12 protein-coding genes and 1 pseudogene are annotated in these 17,806 nt (G+C 43.1%); 5 read left to right on the forward strand and 8 right to left on the reverse strand.

Annotated elements, in window-relative coordinates:
- Positions 1-50: 50 nt before the first annotated feature.
- Together ppc and ACM5QX_RS02225 are read right to left on the reverse strand one after the other, a co-directional pair.
- Positions 51-3,122, reverse strand: a complete 3,072-nt coding sequence (ppc, locus tag ACM5QX_RS02220; RefSeq protein WP_414752183.1) for a phosphoenolpyruvate carboxylase — start codon at positions 3,120-3,122, stop codon at positions 51-53.
- Positions 3,123-3,227: 105 nt separating this feature from the next.
- Complete coding sequence (locus ACM5QX_RS02225) at positions 3,228-3,461, reverse strand: hypothetical protein (protein WP_414752184.1); 234 nt, start codon at positions 3,459-3,461, stop codon at positions 3,228-3,230.
- A gap of 217 nt (positions 3,462-3,678) precedes the next feature.
- Between ACM5QX_RS02225 and ACM5QX_RS02230 the strand changes: the two genes are divergently transcribed.
- The 3 genes from ACM5QX_RS02230 (at position 3,679) to psbA (ending at position 9,872) form a co-directional block, all read left to right on the forward strand.
- Positions 3,679-6,675 carry a DUF1574 family protein gene (locus tag ACM5QX_RS02230; RefSeq protein WP_414752185.1) on the forward strand — a complete coding sequence of 999 codons (2,997 nt, stop codon included), beginning with the start codon at positions 3,679-3,681 and terminating at the stop codon, positions 6,673-6,675.
- Positions 6,676-6,815: 140 nt separating this feature from the next.
- Positions 6,816-8,315 (forward strand): MBOAT family O-acyltransferase, encoded by a 1,500-nt coding sequence (locus tag ACM5QX_RS02235; RefSeq protein ID WP_414752186.1) that lies wholly within the window; start codon positions 6,816-6,818, stop codon positions 8,313-8,315.
- Positions 8,316-8,789: 474 nt separating this feature from the next.
- Positions 8,790-9,872 (forward strand): photosystem II q(b) protein, encoded by a 1,083-nt coding sequence (gene psbA / locus ACM5QX_RS02240; protein ID WP_414752187.1) that lies wholly within the window; start codon positions 8,790-8,792, stop codon positions 9,870-9,872.
- A 472-nt stretch (positions 9,873-10,344) separates the two neighbouring features.
- Here the strand turns inward: psbA and ACM5QX_RS02245 are convergent, their stop codons facing one another.
- The gene (locus ACM5QX_RS02245) at positions 10,345-10,923 is read right to left on the reverse strand and encodes a hypothetical protein (RefSeq protein ID WP_414752188.1); all 579 of its coding nucleotides are present in this window, start codon (positions 10,921-10,923) and stop codon (positions 10,345-10,347) included.
- Between the two features lie 175 nt (positions 10,924-11,098).
- Here ACM5QX_RS02245 and ACM5QX_RS02250 point away from each other — a divergent pair, with 175 nt between their 5' ends.
- Positions 11,099-13,210: a S8 family serine peptidase gene (locus tag ACM5QX_RS02250; RefSeq protein ID WP_414752189.1), complete on the forward strand. Its 2,112-nt coding sequence runs from the start codon at positions 11,099-11,101 to the stop codon at positions 13,208-13,210.
- Between the two features lie 162 nt (positions 13,211-13,372).
- On the opposite strand, the pseudogene ACM5QX_RS02255 reads toward ACM5QX_RS02250, so the two are convergent.
- From ACM5QX_RS02255 to ACM5QX_RS02275, 5 genes and pseudogenes are all read right to left on the reverse strand, one after another.
- Positions 13,373-14,203 (reverse strand): annotated as a pseudogene (locus tag ACM5QX_RS02255) (lysophospholipid acyltransferase family protein); the annotation flags it as partial.
- 50 nt (positions 14,204-14,253) lie between these two features.
- Positions 14,254-14,697: a tRNA adenosine(34) deaminase TadA gene (gene tadA, locus ACM5QX_RS02260; RefSeq protein WP_414752250.1), complete on the reverse strand. Its 444-nt coding sequence runs from the start codon at positions 14,695-14,697 to the stop codon at positions 14,254-14,256.
- A gap of 89 nt (positions 14,698-14,786) precedes the next feature.
- Entirely contained in the window at positions 14,787-15,098 is a 312-nt protein-coding gene (gene grxC, locus ACM5QX_RS02265) for a glutaredoxin 3 (RefSeq protein ID WP_414752190.1), read from the reverse strand.
- A 228-nt stretch (positions 15,099-15,326) separates the two neighbouring features.
- Complete coding sequence (locus ACM5QX_RS02270) at positions 15,327-16,004, reverse strand: SDR family oxidoreductase (protein ID WP_414752191.1); 678 nt, start codon at positions 16,002-16,004, stop codon at positions 15,327-15,329.
- 25 nt (positions 16,005-16,029) lie between these two features.
- The gene (locus ACM5QX_RS02275) at positions 16,030-17,016 is read right to left on the reverse strand and encodes an alpha/beta hydrolase family protein (protein ID WP_414752192.1); all 987 of its coding nucleotides are present in this window, start codon (positions 17,014-17,016) and stop codon (positions 16,030-16,032) included.
- Positions 17,017-17,308: 292 nt separating this feature from the next.
- On the opposite strand from ACM5QX_RS02275, the gene ACM5QX_RS02280 reads away from it, so the two are divergent.
- Positions 17,309-17,692 (forward strand): hypothetical protein, encoded by a 384-nt coding sequence (locus ACM5QX_RS02280; protein WP_041456196.1) that lies wholly within the window; start codon positions 17,309-17,311, stop codon positions 17,690-17,692.
- The last annotated feature ends 114 nt before the right edge of the window (positions 17,693-17,806 follow it).

The raw sequence follows: 17,806 nt of genomic DNA on the forward strand, positions 1-17,806 counted from the left end.
TCAGTTGTATGTGTTTTACCACTGACCACTAACTACTGACAACTCACAAATCAACCTGTATTTCTCATCCCTGCGGCAATACCATTAATGGTTAACAGTGCGCCGCGCAATAATTCTCCCTTGCTGTAACGAGAGTGAATGACACCGGAGGTAGCATTATTATTCTTGGACTGGCGTAGGCGCTTGAGGAGGGAAACTTGGATAAACCCTAGCGGGACGATTGTACCATTGCGTAACTGTACAGAACGCTGGAGTACGGGATCACCATCTAAAAGCCGACTGTGGTCGGTGATTTTTAAGACTAAATCTCTGGTGAGATAATATTCGTTGGCGATTTGCTCAAATACTTTCTCGAATCGAGATTTGTCTTCAGGGTCAGATAATTCTTGTACGTAGTGACCAGCCATTTGCATATCTACTTTCGCCAGGGTCATTTCTACTTTAGAAATCACCATCTTGAAGAAAGGCCATTTGACATAAAAGTAGCGCATCAATTTGAGATGTTCTTCTGGTTCTTCGTTAAAAAATTCTTGCAAAGCTGTACCGACACCGTACCAAGAAGGTAGTAAGAATCGTGTTTGTGTCCAGCTAAATACCCAAGGAATGGCGCGGAGGCTGCTTAAATCTTTCTTACCGGAAGGACGACGGGCGGGACGGGAACTAATTTGTAGTTGACTGATTTCTTCGATGGGGGTGACTTGGTGGAAAAAGTCGATAAAATCGGGCTGTTCGTAAATTAAACCACGATAATGTTGCCGCGATCGCGCTGCTAATTCTTCCATAATTTCGTTCCACGGTTCAATATCATCAAACCCAGTCCGCAGGAGGCTGGCTTGAATTACCGCCGTGGTGATGGTTTCCAAGTTGTACAGGGCTAAATCCAGCAAGGAGTATTTGGAAGCTAATACTTCCCCTTGTTCGGTAATTTTAATCCGCCCGTTGATGCTGTGTCCTGGCTGTGCCAAAATCGCTTCGTGGGCTGGGCCGCCTCCCCTACCTACGGAACCGCCGCGTCCGTGGAAAATCCGCAGATTTACGCCATATTCTTCGGCGATTTTCTGTAATGATTTTTGGGCTTTGTGAATTTCCCAGTTGCTACTCAAGAAGCCAGAGTCTTTGTTGCTGTCGGAATACCCCAGCATGACTTCTTGTAAGTCGGGGGTGAGTACGGAGTGGGGGGTGGGGAGTGGGGTTGAATCAGGACTGGGTATTTTTACCTCGGTACTTTTATAACCACCCGCTAATAGGGCGCGGTATAGGGGTAACTCAAATAACTGTCGCATGACGCTGCGAGAACGTTGTAAATCTTCGACAGTCTCAAATAATGGTACAACCTGAATTGTGCCGACGGCGATCGCTGGGTCAAAAAGTCTGGCTTCTTTGGCTAGGAGTAAAACTTCTAAGACATCGCTGACTTGACGGCACATACTAATGATGTAAGTTTGGCAGATATTAATGCCAAACTCTTGCTGGAGCGATCGCACTACGCGGAAGGTTTTGATGACATCATTAGTTTTATCTGAGAATGGTAGTTCCGACGAAATTAATGGGCGACGGGTTTGCAGTTCGGTTGTCAGCCAAGCCACTCGCTGTTCTTCGGAGAGGTCGTTGTATGGTTGGGGTAATAATTGGAGATAGTCGAGAATCTCGTTTAAAGCGTCGGAGTGTCTGGTGGATTCTTGACGGATGTCTAATTTTGTCAAGTTAAAGTCAAAAATTTCCACTTGACAGATCAAATTATCCAATTCTCGGCAGCTTAAACCTGTTTCTGTCAAGTTATGCTGAATTAACCGCAGTTCCGTCAGAAATTCTGACCCCGAACGATACATGGGGCTATCTTCATTGGTGGGGGTTTCACCTTTATATAATGCTAAATTGCGATCGCGGGTATTTTCCAGCCGCTTGAGGACGTAAGCTAACTTCAGGCGATAAGGTTCTTGGCGATATCTCAGGGCTAATGCGTCGTATACTTCACTTAACTGGGATTGATCTAACTCCAAGGATTCCAATAAGTCTGGTAAAACGTCACTCCAGTGCATGGAGATACTTAATAATTCAATCAATTGCTTGACTGACTTGATATATCTTTCCAGCACCATTTTGCGCTGATAACAAGCTGTCTGCCAGGTAATTTCTGGTGTTACCGATGGATTACCGTCTCTATCTGAACCTACCCAAGAACCGAAGGAACAAAAATCTTTACTGGGTGGTTCTAGCCAAGAAAAGGTTTGATTGAGGGCGTATTTGAAGCGCTTATACAGTTGGGGAATCCCATCAAATAAAACTTCTTGGAAGTAATGCAAAGCATAATCCACTTCATCCAATACAGTGGGCTTAAATTGGTGGAGTTCATCTGTACGCCACCACAAGCGAATTTCTTCTAGTAATTTTTCCCGAATTTCCCCAGCTTCCCAAGGATAGCCGCCGCCCTCCTTAGACCGATTTTCCACCTCATCGAGTTGTTGTAACAAATCTACTACTTGCCGTTGTTTGTCCCGAATGGTGTGGCGGACAATTTCCGTCGGGTGGGCGGTGAATACCAACCGGACATCTAGTTGGGAAATTAGGCGTTGAATTTGTTGGGGGGGGACATTCAATTTAGACAGTAAGGGAAATAACGCCGCAAAAGTACCTTTTTGTTTCCCTTGTCCGCGATTAGTCCAATTTTTTCCTAAGAAATCAGTTCCTAAGCCCCGGTTGAAAATCACATCATCTTCGTTGTGGTTAGAGGATGAGGTAATGTTTTCGGAACCATTCAGGGGTGCTGTTTCTGCTTCTAAGTCAGAATAGCGAGTTAATTGCTGCCTTTGCTCATATTCCTGCTCTATGATGTTGATCAGCTGAAAATACAAAGCAAAAGCCCTAGCCGCCCGGATAGCTTCATTAATATTCAACTGTTCAATTAACTTGACAGCAGAAACCGCTTGGTCTTTTGTGGCTTGTCCTTCTGGCGAACACAAATCACGTAACTGCCGTAACAAATCCACCATATTTTGGCCACATTCTTGCCGCAGTACCGACTCCCAAAGTTCTTCTACTATTTGGAGACGATGACGCAAGAATAATTCCGATGCTGGATATAAATTAGCAGATTCAGATAAAGAGTATAAAACAGAACCCATATTTGCTTCTCTTGTAAAGCCAATTACTGTTTAACAGATTGATTTTTGGTAACTTATGCTCTTGTCTACTTATGTGAGCATACTATCGATGTATATTTTTTAACTTTAATTGTTAGATTCATCATCATCAGGGAAGGGTAAAATAGGCAGGCGATCGCCGCGAAATAATTCTTCACTGGCTTGGCCTAAGGATTCCAGGGCTTTTACGGTGACTTTTCCAGTGGTCAGCAGCAGTAGTATAGACGCTGTACCTATTTCTAAGAGGAGAGATTGGGGAATGCTAAACAAAACCAAATTTAATCCGGGGGTTGGTGTGGACTGTTGGGTAATAGGAGGCATTGCTTGTCCTTAAATGATTAGCCAGCGAGTAGAATAAAACGCAAAACTCAAAATCTGTATGACTTGTAACTGTATAAGACTATCTTGTCCTATTTAGCAAGCCGAGATGGTAACGAAATTGTTAACAGAAAACTTCAAAATGTGATAGACCTATGGTTTTAGTTTACAAGTGCAGGCACTACCCCCCAAAATTCGCTTCTTGTAAAGTTAACTGCCCATGAAAACAGTCCTACTAGATAGCCAGCAATCCTTGTTGCAATGGGTCAGCCAAGCAACGGGGATAAATACTTTCGGGGTGAAAGTCCGGTTACGGGGAAATGATCTTCATATTCTTTGTGAAGGTTTAGAGTGTCCTCAACGCTGGCGCACTCTCTCTGATTTGCTTCATGCGTTACAGCAAACAGATTTAGATGTCCTCACCAGCAACGAACAACCCTCAATATACCAAGTATTTGTCTACGGGCGAAAAAAAGGGGAGTACCGCCCCCAATGGTGCCACAAAGTCCACTTAAACCAGTTGGAACGCCATCTGGAACAAGTGGAACAAGCCCTACTAGAAGATGCAGCTAAAGCCCCTGGTGGGGCAATGATTCTCTCTAATGAGAGTTTGGCACGTCGAGGCGATGCCAATGCCATAGCCCGTTATCTCAGCGAAACCTTGAGTGCAATGGGTGTGGCGGTGCAGGTGAAGGTGAAGCAGCATCAGCCTGAAGATGGTAATGCTGATGTATTTAGTCGCCTGTGGATATTTTGCCAGTCTGCTTATAGTCCTGACCCTTCATTATTAGCCGAACCAGTAGCCCAGAAATTACGCCAATTGAAGTTGGCTGGCTATCGTGATGCTGTGATTGTTTCTCAAGTTAGTGGTGAGACAAACCCTGACTGGTTGTTAAGGATTGACTTGACACCACCGGAGGTAATGCTGAAGGAATGGGCTAGGTGGGGAGATGTGCAAGCGATCGCCCGTCTACTCACAGCCGCATTATCAGAGTTATTGGTAACTGTACAGGTTTCTTTGCAGGAATCCACCCTACATATATTTTGTGAACCCACTGCTAATTCAGCGCCAGATTCCCCAGCACCAGACAAGACAACTTGCATTGAGAAAATTTCTTCCCAACTAGAAGCGATCGCCCCCCAAGGTATCCTCGCGGCTACGGTTTACGGCCAGAAAATCAATGACAAACAACCAGAATGGATTGATTGGCTGAAGTTACCCGCCAGTGAACACCCAGCCTTGGCTACCTCCGCCTTTGACTTAGCTGTTACTGGTGATGAACCTGCAATCATTTTCCTACTCGAACGCCTCCTCAACCCAGACTTAGACCGCAAGTTAAAAACAGGTGGTCTGAGAGTACTCTTGTTGCGGAAAGGGGATTTACTCCACATTATGTGTGATGCACCCATTTGTCCCAGTCGCAAGCAAGTAGCACCAAAAGTTATCCAGTTTTTGCGTCAGTTAAACTTGGCGGGGACGGCTGGCGTACGGGTTTATGGTCGCCGTGCCGGGAATAAAGAACCCTTTTGGCATTATGGTGTAGATTTAGTCCACCGCCAGCGCCTAGTTCCCGAAGCCACCCCAGAATTTGCCGCTACTTCCGAATACGTCAACGACCTGATTACCAGGGAAGACGACGAACCAATTTTACGTTCTGAGGTCACCACAGAGGAAGTCCAGAATTTTGTCTCGGAAGTGGCGCGAGATTGGGTAGCTACCACAACCACCACCGTCAGAAAGTGGTTTCTCAATACCCAGTTATTTACCGAAAGCGGTCAGCAGACCAACCAATTTACTGATACCCAAGGGGTAAAAGTTGCCTTAGTTTGGGGTACTTTGGGCTTATTACTCACCCTGCAAACAGATTGGATTTTAGGTGTGATTGTAACTCGCACTACGCCTAGTACAACACAGGCAGCGAGTATTTCCCAACCATCACCCTCTGACCAAACTGACTATGAAGATGACCAAAGTCAGAGAACAGCATTTTTCACCAGCAGTTCTCAGCAGAGGAGTGGTGTATTCAATCCTTCTGGCTTTACTCAAGATGAGAACCAACCCAAAAACTTAAAAGCTGCACCGCTTAGAGAAAAAGCCACAGCTGCCGCTATTTTATTAGCCGCGCGATCGCAAATGCCCAGCTTTAATGTCAGGCAATTAGATGAGCAGTTGGCTTTATATAAACAACGCATCGCCAGAAACGGTAAAGCGCCGGATGTGTTAATTATTGGTTCCTCCCGCGCCCTGAGGGGAGTTGATCCGATGGCTTTATCTAAAGCTTTAGCATTGCAAGGTTATCCCAAAATAGATGTATTTAACTTTGGCATTAACGGAGCCACAGCCCAAGTTGTAGACTTTGTAGTTCGCCAAGTTTTGCAACCATCGGAACTACCAAAAATTATTATTTGGGCTGATGGTTCCCGTGCGTTTAATAGTGGACGAGAGGATTTAACATTTAGAGCGATCGCTAATTCCCCAGGCTATCAAGATATTTTGCAGAAAGCCCAGACAGTCTCCAGTAGTGAAGAATCAGCAAAAACTCCCCAAAAGTCGGCGGAAGAAGTGAAAACTTCACCCAAGCCAGAAATGAATAGCTATCAAGCTGTGAATTTGTGGTTAAACCAAGGTTTAGCAGCTGTTTCTGTCACTTATCAAAACCGCGAACAAGTCAAAATATTATTGCAAAATAAACTAGCATCTTTACCTATATTTAGTAGCAAGTCACCAGAAGCCAAATCACCAACACAGTCAACCATAGATAATGCCGAAGATAGTAGTAATTTACAAGCTGTTGATTTTGATGGTTTCCTCGCTTTATCTGTGCGCTTTCATCCAGCTAGATACTATCAAAAACATCCTAAAGTCACAGGTAATTACGACAACGATTATAAATCTTTTCAAGTAGGCGGTATACAAGATGCAGCCTTTAGAGATGTTTTGCAATTTACCCAATCGCAAAATATTTCTTTAGTCTTTGTCAATATGCCCCTAACCGCAGAATATTTAGACCCAATACGCAAAAAATACGAGCAAGAATTTCAGCAATATATGTTAGTTTTAGCCACAAATCCTAACTTTATCTATCGAGATTTAAGCGAACTGTGGACAAAAGCCAATGATTATTTTTCCGACCCCAGCCACCTTAATCGTTTTGGTGCTTACGAAGTCTCGAAAAAACTAGCCAATGACCCGATGATTTCCTGGCCAACGAAGTAGAGGAGGAGTAGGAGGAGTAGGGGGAGTAGGGGAAGCAGGGGAAACAAAGAAGAATACTATGGACTATGGACTATGGACTATGGACTATGGACTATGGACTATTGACTATTGACTATTGACTATTGACAACCAACTAAACCATGAACTTCATATCTATTTTGTATGGGCTTTTCTTGTTAAGTGTGCTGGGGATTTATTGGTCTGTAGGTCGTCAGCAACTGCGATTATGGACTTTATTAATTGCTAGCTTGGTGTTTTATGCTTCTTTGAGTATCCAATACATCCCACTGTTATTAACACTCACATTTATTAACTTCCGCTTAGGGCGAGAAATTGGTAAAAACACATCACCAGGACAACATAACCTCAACTGGCAAATTTCTAATGAAGAGTGGCAATTTGCTCAAGTAGATTGGAACCGCAAACGGCTAAATTTATTGTGGTTAGGTGTGGTTTTAAATGTTTTATTATTACTCGGATTTAAGTATATTAACAGTTTCTTGCAGTTAATTTTTGATTTTCCTGTCAACCCATCCGAATCATCGTGGAAAATTATTGCACCTTTAGGAATTTCATTTTTTACATTTGAATGTATTGCTTATTTAATAGATGTTTATCGTGGTGCGCCGGCAACTAATAATTTCCTCCAATTCGCTACCTATAAATTATTTTTTGCTAAATTAATTTCTGGCCCCATTACCCGTTATCACAACCTAGCAAATCAATTTAATACCTTAGAGTTACCCACTGCTGATAAGGTGTCAGAGGCATTATGGTTAATTGCTAGAGGTGCTGTCAAAAAAGGGATTTTGGCAGACAGGCTAGGGATTTTTGTAGATTTGTGTTTTGGTAATTTGCCACGGGCTGGTAGTACTGATCTTTGGCTAGCTACCTTCGCTTATGGTTTGCAGTTGTATTTGGATTTTAACGGTTATGTAGACATCGCCCGTGGTACTGCTTTGCTATTTGGTTTAGTGTTACCTGAAAACTTTGATTTTCCCTATTTCACCACCAGCATCGCTGAATTTTGGCGGCGTTGGCACATGACTCTAGGAGATTGGTTGCGGAATTATGTCTACTTTCCTTTGGGGGGTTCCCGTCAAGGTTTAACTCGCACCTGCGGGAATTTGTTCTTGATTATGCTAATTGCTGGGATTTGGCATGGTTCTGCCTGGGGCTTTGTGGTTTGGGGGATGTATCATGGTTTAGCTTTAGTGGTTCATCGACTGACGGATGTAATGAGCGATCGCTACGAAAAGTTAGAGCTATTCTGGCAAAATCCTTTAGGGGTAGTTGTAGCTTGGCTATTCACCCAATGGATGGTTTTCACTTCTTGGATTTGGTTCCGTCTGCCTAATCTGTCAGAATCTTCTCTCGTCATTCAGCGCCTCTGGGGTCACTCTGCGGATGCTCAATTTGCACAAAAGGTCTACGTGGAAGCCTTAAATACTAGCCAATCTCAAGTTTCTGCCATTCTTATAGCTTTATTTACTCTCATGGGTATAACCTATGGCTTCAAAGGCAAGCTGAAACTAGAGTTAAACTGGCCTCTAAAACTCGTCTTTGTACCTCTATGCCTCTACGCTGTTTGGTTATTCGCCCCTGAAGGTAGCCTTCCTTATATTTACTTTGATTTTTAATAGTTTTCTCCCTAAAACGACGTAAATCAATAAATGTTTGCCGTCAGGAGTTTAGTCTCAAAAAAGGACTTTAGCTCTTATACCAATTCTCTATGAAGTTGCACCAAATAAATGATGTAGAGACGTTGTATGCGTTTTCTCTACAGTCCAGAATAAAGCACATCTTCATTAAGAAACGGTATTACTAAAAAATCAGGTGCTATTGCTTTACATTACTCAATGTATCGTTTTACATTACTTAATAAATATTGATTTAATCTCCAAGACTTACTGATATCTACGGTTAATTAACTTTCAAACCAAAGAAACACAAGGACTCCCAAAGATAGAGGGAATAATTAACATTAAGAATTATTAATTCATGCGTTGTTTGTCTAGTAAATTTGCGTGAATTCATGTAAATTTTATGAGACAGGCGTAAGTCTAAAAAAACGTCTGAATTAATCTGCACAAATCCAAAGCAATCATAAAAAAATGACCACAACCTTACAACAGCGTAGTAGCGCTAACGTATGGGAACGGTTCTGCACATGGATCACCAGCACCGAAAACCGCATTTATGTTGGTTGGTTCGGCGTGTTGATGATTCCTACCCTGCTAGCCGCTACCGTCTGCTTCATCATCGCTTTCGTTGCTGCACCTCCAGTAGACATCGATGGTATCCGTGAACCAGTAGCTGGTTCATTGATCTACGGAAACAACATCATCTCCGGTGCAGTTGTTCCCTCCTCCAACGCTATTGGCTTGCACTTCTACCCCATCTGGGAAGCAGCTTCCTTAGATGAGTGGTTGTACAACGGTGGCCCTTACCAATTGGTAGTTTTCCACTTCTTGATCGGATGCGCTTGCTACCTCGGTCGTCAGTGGGAATTGTCTTACCGTTTAGGTATGCGTCCTTGGATCTGCGTAGCTTACTCTGCACCTTTGGCATCTGCTACAGCAGTATTCTTGATCTACCCCATCGGACAAGGTTCATTCTCTGATGGTATGCCCTTGGGTATCTCCGGCACCTTCAACTTCATGATCGTGTTCCAAGCAGAACACAACATCTTGATGCACCCCTTCCATATGTTAGGTGTAGCTGGTGTATTCGGCGGTAGCTTGTTCTCCGCAATGCACGGTTCCTTGGTAACTTCCTCCTTAGTTCGTGAAACAACCGAAAACGAATCGCAAAACTACGGTTACAAGTTCGGTCAAGAAGAAGAAACCTACAACATCGTTGCAGCACACGGCTACTTCGGTCGCTTGATCTTCCAATACGCTTCCTTCAACAACAGCCGTCAATTGCACTTCTTCCTAGCTGCATGGCCTGTAATCGGTATTTGGTTTACCGCGTTGGGTGTAAGCACAATGGCGTTCAACTTGAACGGCTTCAACTTCAACCAATCCATCATCGACTCACAAGGTCGTGTGATCAACACCTGGGCTGATATCATCAACCGCGCTAACTTGGGTATGGAAGTAATGCACGAGCGTAACGCTCACAACTTCCCCTTAGACTTGGCTGCTGGTGAAGTTGCTCCTGTTGCTTTAACCGCTCCTGCTATCAACGGTTAATCTTCAGTTTCAGTTAATTAAAAAAGCGCTCTTCCATGCAAATTGGAAGGGCGCTTTTTTGGTGGCTAATTCTTCGATAGTTTACGCGATGTGCAACTTATTTTTGAAACCCCTCTCCATTCCCCTGAAACTGTAGAGACGTTGCATGCAACGTCTCTACTTTGAATCTTGCTCCCCTTCCCTGTGTTTGCTACGCAACGCTAACGCGAACGACACGCTGCGCGAACGTAGGGAAGGGTTTGGAGGTTGAGAGAAAGTTGCATACGGCGTTAGTTTACATATTTATACAGTACTAGTATTTGATTTTTGAAATATACATAGTTGGCAACTACCACCGTATCATGGTTGTGGTGGGCATTGCCCACCACAACCATGATACTAGATATAAAAAATCCCATCCTACCATTGCGGCATTTTTTCACAGCCAACAAGCAGGAGGGGAGCAATAGAAATACAACAGGAACTTAATTATTTATTTCTGTGATGAAGAAGCTGGATTACCACCTTGTCGGGGAAAAGGTGCTTCAACAAAACCTAACTCAAACAACTGCTGATAAGCTTTCTTCCCTAAATCTCGTGTTGGGTTTTGACTTTTAATAATTTGCACCAATAAGGGTACAGCCAATTCTGCCTGGTTTTGGGCGCGATGTACCAATGCTAACTGATAGGTTGCTTCATCCCGCTTTTGAGCTGTTAATAAAGCTCTTTGACGTTGAGAATCAGAAACTCTATTGTCAATTCCCGAAAAACTAGAGTTTAAATCTTGATAAAAATTCGATAACTGATTGTATACCTGTCGCGCTTCTTGGAGTTTTTTGGCAGCTAAGGTATAGTTTTGAGCAGCAACCGCTTGTTCTGCTTCTTTCATTAAACGTTCTCCACCTTCGATGCTCAATAAGCTGTTATTTTGAGCTGTAGGACGCAGGTTATTTGGACTATTGGGGTCAATAGGCTGTGGGTTTTGAGCATTCACAGGTGCAAGCAAACCAAGGGCTGCTATCACCGCAAGGGAAGTCAAACGAATTACAGAAGCAGGTTCCGCGAAGTTCATGGGATCAATTTGTGCAACAACTATTAAGAAACAGATCAATATAGAGAAACTTCGGGTATCTTAACTCTGTTTGCGTTTTTAACAAAGCGAAGCTAAGTACTGAGTCTCTCTGATTTAGACAGAAAATCGGTTTAATTGAGTTCCCCTAGCCCGTGCATTCACCATAATCGCCACTATGAACGATACCTACGGTAATCAACGCAATAACCCTTCTGATTTTTCAACCACAGGTGCAAGCAAATTGGGATTAGTTTTGCAACGGGGTGGTGAAGAATTGATACTGGAAAAGGCCTTAGACCGCTTCACCATCCGTTTTGTCACCGATTTTCCTGTGCAACAATTATCTCAGGTTAGTTGGGGTATTTGGCACAGCAGTATTACCCAAGCTCAATTAGAACTATACCAGGTTGCACCCAACCAAATAGAAGAGGCGATCGCTCAAGCCCGCGCTGACCAAAATGTCACTTTTGCTAGTCATGCTTACACCGTTAAGGATAATCCTGGGACATTTGTTTATCTCAGCGACCAAATTACAATTCAGTTTGCGCCTAAGTTAGATGCTGTCAAAATTACCCTTATAGCCTCTCAATTCAGCCTAGTTGAAGACAAGCCAATTCCCGGTTTACCAAATGCGTTTGTATTTTTGGTTAGCAAACAAGCTACAGAAAATCCCGTCAAAATTGCTAATCAATTACAAAGCATCCCCGAAGTTTTGGCGGCTGAACCGAATATATTAATACAAGCGGAAACCCACTATAAACCCAGTGACAACCTTTATCCCCAGCAATGGTATCTCAACCACAACGGTGGTAATGAGTTGGCTACCAGTTCCCACATCGCTGTAGAACAGGCTTGGGACATAACACGCGGTGTCCGTTCTGTTGTGGTGGCTGTGGTGGATGACTCCTTTGATTTAAATCACCCAGATTTTCAAGGTAGCGGTAAGATTGTAGCTCCTAGAGATTTAAGAGAAAATGACTTTTTACCTTTACCAGGGGGGAAGGAAAACAGTCATGGTACTGCTTGCGCTGGTATTGCCTTAGCGGAAGAAAACGGTGCGGGAATTGTCGGGGTTGCTCCTGGTTGTGCATTAATGCCCATCCGTACCACAGGTTTTTTAGATGACGAATCCATTGAGCAGATATTCAACTGGGCTATAGAAAAAGGAGCCAGTGTGATTTCTTGCAGTTGGGGAGCTTCGGCGGTATATTTCCCCTTATCATTGCGTCAAAAAGCCGTTATTACTAGGGCAGCTACCCGTGGACGTAATGGTAAAGGTTGCGTAGTCCTATTCGCGGCTGGTAACGCCAACCGTCCAGTTAGTGGCGCTATTTATGAACAAGATTGGCCAGATAATGTTCTACAAGGTGTGACAGATTGGTTAAATGGTTTTGGCGTACATCCTGATGTGATGACGATCGCTGCATCTACTAGTATGAGTAAAAAGGCCGCCTACAGTAATTGGGGACTGAATATTTCCCTATGTGCGCCTAGTAACAATGCCTCACCGGGAATGTCTTTTCCAGAGAAGGGTTTTTTGTATACACAACCAAGCATCAAAACTAACTTGAGTGGGTTAGGAATGCTCACCACTGATATAGTAGGAGCCGCAGGTTATGATCCTGGTAACTTCACTAGTAACTTTGGCGGTACTTCCAGCGCCACCCCTGTAGTTGCCGGAGTAGCAGCCCTCGTTTTATCAGTTAATCCTGACTTGACAGCCCAACAAGTCAAACGAATTTTAGAAACAACGGCAGATAAAATTGTAGACCCTGACCCCGACCCCCAACTGGGGTTGAGTGAAGGCAAATATGATAAAAATGGTTATTCTCAGTGGTTTGGTTATGGTAAGGTCAATGCTGCTAGGGCAGTACAAGTGGCATTACAACAACGAACCACGTTATCAGATGCTAGCAAACAAGTAAAACTTAGTAATTCTAACCGATTAGAGATTCCTGATAATAATATCCAAGGGGTTAAAAGTACCATCGCTGTTGCCGATGGTAGTAGCGTTAAAGATATTCAAGTCGCCGTTAATTTAACTCACGATTTTTTAGGTGATATAGAAATTTATTTAATCGCTCCTAATAACCAGCAAGTGCTATTGCAAAATCGTACCTTAGGAAATCGCACAGATTTACAAATAACTTATGGAGTGCGATCGCATCCTACTCTGAAACAGTTACTTTCACAATCAGCCACAGGCAATTGGCAGTTATGGATAATTGACTACTCACCCCAAGATATCGGCAGACTCAACAGTTGGGAATTAACATTAGGAATTTAGTCAATAGTCAACAGTCAATAGTTCCCTGCTCCTACTTGTTGCTTTCGCTAGGCTCGCGCTCATGATGGAAGCCTGCTCTTCCGCAATTGCTCCGCTTGGGCAAAGCCCAAGACTGCATTGCTCTTCCACCGCTTCTGCTCCCTCATCGCCCTTTCCCTTGGGCGTATTGCTAACTTCTGCAACATCATGATGACTAAAGGCTAGTTCTGGATTACTTAAGCTTTGTAAATCCCTAGCTAAATCTTCCGTGAGGCGTTTCGCGTTTTGCTTCACTTTACCATTGGTGTAATCCTGGACATTAATTGCCGAACCAATGTGAATGCTCACATCTGTACCCCAACAAGGATAAGGCTGACTGTAATTAATGCTAACGGGCAATATTTTTACCCCCAAACCTGGGTGACTAGATTCCGCGCTTAAAGCTAGACGGGAAATTCCTGACTTGAGTGGATGTAGTTTACCATCTCGAAAAATATTGCCCTCTGGATAAATGACTAACATTTGTCCTTGTTGGAGTAATTCTACCGCGTGGCGCAGAGTAGAAACGGCAGGGTGTTGAGTATCTATAGGAAAACCACCCATACGCCGCACAAACCAACCTTGCAACCCTCGACATTCAGTCTTAGTCACCATGAATTTTAAATCTCGACCGGTAACGTAACGCCCAGTTGCGTAAGGTAGGAGCAAGGAATCCCACCTGGCTCGATGAGTTGGAGCCAAAATTACAGGGCCAGTTTTGGGAATATTTTCTTGTCCAGTAATGGAAATGCGCCCAAAAAATGACGGCAGTAAGAGATAATTACCAACAAAATACAATACAGGACTCAACCAAGGAGAAACCTTGGAAGTAGTCACAGCTACCTGAGGAGGAAAGAGCGTATTTGTTGGTTGTGTTTGGCGAGTATCAGACACAGAGAAAAATTCGATCATGTTGGTAGCTGCGAATTGTCCGGTAAAAGTAGGGTGTGATATTAACGTAGTTCCACCGTAGATTTTCTTCCGTGACTTGTGTCATAGCAGCTGGACAGTTTTACGTCTGTCCGTTACTTGTTTTGCAACCGCCGATTTATAAACCAGTTTTGCAAATGCTGGCGACAGGCTGATTCTAGAATACCTCCGATAACTTGTAAGCGGTGATTAGAAGCCGCACTATCAGGGATATTTAAAACAGTCCGAATCGCGCCAGTTTTGGTATCGTCCACCCCATAGACCAGCTTTCCTAGCCGTGCCTGGATGATAGCGCCGGCGCACATTGGGCAAGGTTCTAGGGTGACGTACAATGTGCATTCATGGAGTCGCCAAGTTTGTAAAATTTTAGTAGCCGCCCTCAATGCCACAATTTCCGCATGAGCTGTTGGGTCTTGGTCTCGCTCCTTGCGATTTTCTCCTTCCGCTATCAAATTACCGCTAGCATCAGTAATTACCGCGCCAACCGGGATTTCACCTGCGTCTCCCGCCACCTTCGCTAGTTCTAGGGCGTGACTCATCCATTGACGGTATATGAGATATTCGGGGTAGTCAACTCCTGTGGGCAATTCAAAATTCCAAATTAAATAATTGTATTCCCAGTACTTAATTACGCTGGCTGTACTAGTAGGGAATCAAGTTGACCTTTTGTATCTAGCTCATAAAGATCGTCACAACCACCGATGTGTTGGTTATTGATGAAAATTTGTGGTACTGTGCGACGACCGTTGGCGCGTTCTGCCATATTAGCTCTGGCTGCTTCGTCGCCATCTATTTTATATTCTGTAAATTGTACGCCTTTCCACCACAGTAACAATTTGGCACGAATGCAGTAGGGGCAGGTTTGCCAAGTGTATATCTCTACGTTGGCTTTAATTTTTTCTGGAGAACGTCCGAAAAGTTGATTAAATAAGTTCAACATAGCTCTTATTTTATAGATTTGTGTCCAAAATGTAGGGTGCGCTACTTGCGATATAACTTAACTATACTCAGAAATATTCATACTGACGCACCCTACCAAACCATCAATTTCGGATAATTTATTTTTTGGTGTTCTCTTTCTGGATTTTGTAATCGGGAATAGGTAATAAATTATTACCTATTCCCCATCACCCATTACCAATTCTTAAAGTCAAATATATCGTTTTCGTTAATCCAAACTAAACTCTATAAAATCTGTTTTGGTAAATAACATATTCTTGTCTACGGCTGACAATATTTTATTATTAGCACGCTCAGAATTTAAACACTCTATAACTAACCGTGCCACATCAGCGCGATGGATGCTACCTATAATTCTAGTATCTTCAGTTAATATGCCGTTTCCTGTGGATGGCTCTGATTTTAGCCCTCCAGGACGGATGATTGTATAAGTTAGTCCGCTAGCAATTAAATGTTGTTCGGCTTTATCTTTCTCTACTAAAACTGGCCCCAATACTGCCAGCACTTGGGGAGAAAGAGCTTCTACACTATTTCCTGTACCAATAGAAGTCACAAGGATAAATTTTTGCGCTCCGGCTTTGAGTGCTGCATCAATGAGATTCTTGTTTCCGGGGTAATCTGGTTTTGCTACGTCTGTGGGTAGACCACCGAGGGTACTAATAACGGTATGAATAGGCTCATCAGTTAAAATTGCCCGTTCTACATCGCTGGCATTTAAAGCATCGCCCAAAACAACTTGAACACCTATTGCCTCTAGTTCAGGACGAGATGCTTCACTTCTCAAAAGTGCTGTAACTTTGAGATTTTGGCTAGTTAAGTAGTTGGCAATTTCTCTCCCAACGCCGCGACTAGCACCAACTAAAAAAATATGGGATGAGTTTGTCATATGATTTGTAATAAATTAAAACTAATCACTTACGCTCAAAGGATTGTATCAAAGGATTAGTAGCAATTAGTAATTGCTCAAGCTTTTGGAAGGCTTCTGGTTTGTGGCGCACATGAGCATCAATAAATAAATGGATGATTGTGGCTAGCAATAAACGAAAATGTTCTTGGGGTTGAGTGGCAGGAATGTCTTTAAAGGGTAGGGCTAAGGTTGAGTCAACTATATCGACGATGGAAAAATGATTTGCTCCTCGCAAAAGTAGTAAATAGCTGTTCTCGCGTCCTCCCATAATTGCTTCTTGGAAGGTACGAATGATTGGGGTGGTAGCGTCTTTTGTATTTAACCCAAAGTGAGAGCTACTGTTGGCAATCACTCCATCATGGGTTCCACCGATTACCAGTCGAGGCAGGGTATCTGGTAACGGCAAGATAGTATTAGGTTTATATCCCAACATAACTGCACCGGCAGTGTGTGAGCCGTAGGCAAATGATGCTACGACTTGGGGGAAAAAGTTGGGGTTGGCATTTTCCATTGCCACTCTGCCGCCTTCGGAATGTCCACCCAAGATGATTTTCTCTAGGTCAAGTGTTCCAGATAAAATACCTGCACTCTGTAATTGCGCTAGTTTGGTTAGTATTGCTGGCAAAGCTGAAGCAGTAGGAACAGTACCATAAAATTCTCGTTTTCGCTTTTCTATCTCAAATCCAGGTGTGAAGCTAACCAGTCCGGGAAGACTTTCCCCAACCCAGTTAAACATCACCACAACCAGTCCGGTTTGGGCTAATTCTATACCCAACCATTGATATTTTTGGGCATCGCAGTTAAAGCCGTTGAAGAAAATCACCACTGGGAAAGGGGCTTGTGCGGCATCAACGGGTAACATTCCCCAATTTTTTTCTAAATTACTATCTGTATTTTTTGCAGGATAGAGAACTTTGATGTGGATAGTATCGTAAGGAGATTCAGCGCTATCAACTTTAGCTGCGGTTAATAAAGCTTGCACAGTCTGCATAATTTATGATTCGTATGTACCTAAGCAAAACTGGAGTTATTGATAGGATTGATTACGAATTCAGTATGCAGTTAGTCTTTGTGCTAATAAATCAGCAAAAGGTATGTTGTTAAAACCAAGATTTGCCACTCTAACTTCAGAAGGTAGCCTGTTTTGAAGATCACTTAGTAAACAATACTAGTCTCTGACCCCTGAATTTTAATACTTAGAGTAATTATACTTAGCCCGATTGTGGGAGAGATTTTTTTCAGTAATTATGCCACTCTAATAGGTAATTCATCGTAGGTGAGTTATGGTTAAGCGATCGCCAAAATATATTGATGCGTCTCAAGATATTAAAGTAGCCGCTACTACAAAGATTTGGGGGTTTACGGTTGGTATGCTCGCGCTTTGTATACCTCTGTCGGCTGTAACTCGGAGTGGTGCTATCATTCCTTTGGCTGCTCTAGGAGGTGCAACAGCTGGAACTTTTGCTATATGGCGTGCTGATGAGAGGAAATCAAAACCTCACTACTTCTCTAATCAAAGGGTAGAACTATTGGAACAAAGAATTGCCAATCTAGAAACTATCGTTAGCAGTGATGACTCTGATTTACACACAAAAATCCAACGTTTAGATGCTGATAATCCTTCTGGTGTTATGACTGAAGTTACTACACCAGAAAACAAAGCTTAAAATCAACAATACATCTGATTTAGCCTTGATCTGCGATGAAGTTTAATTAACCTGAAACAATTTTTGCTTAGTTGTCCCTATCTCAAAACCTAGTTAAATCATACTCTTCTTTAG

The sequence above is a fragment of the Anabaena sp. CCY 9910 genome, assembly GCF_963920875.1.
In the GTDB taxonomy this organism is placed as follows: Bacteria; Cyanobacteriota; Cyanobacteriia; order Cyanobacteriales; family Nostocaceae; genus Trichormus; species Trichormus variabilis.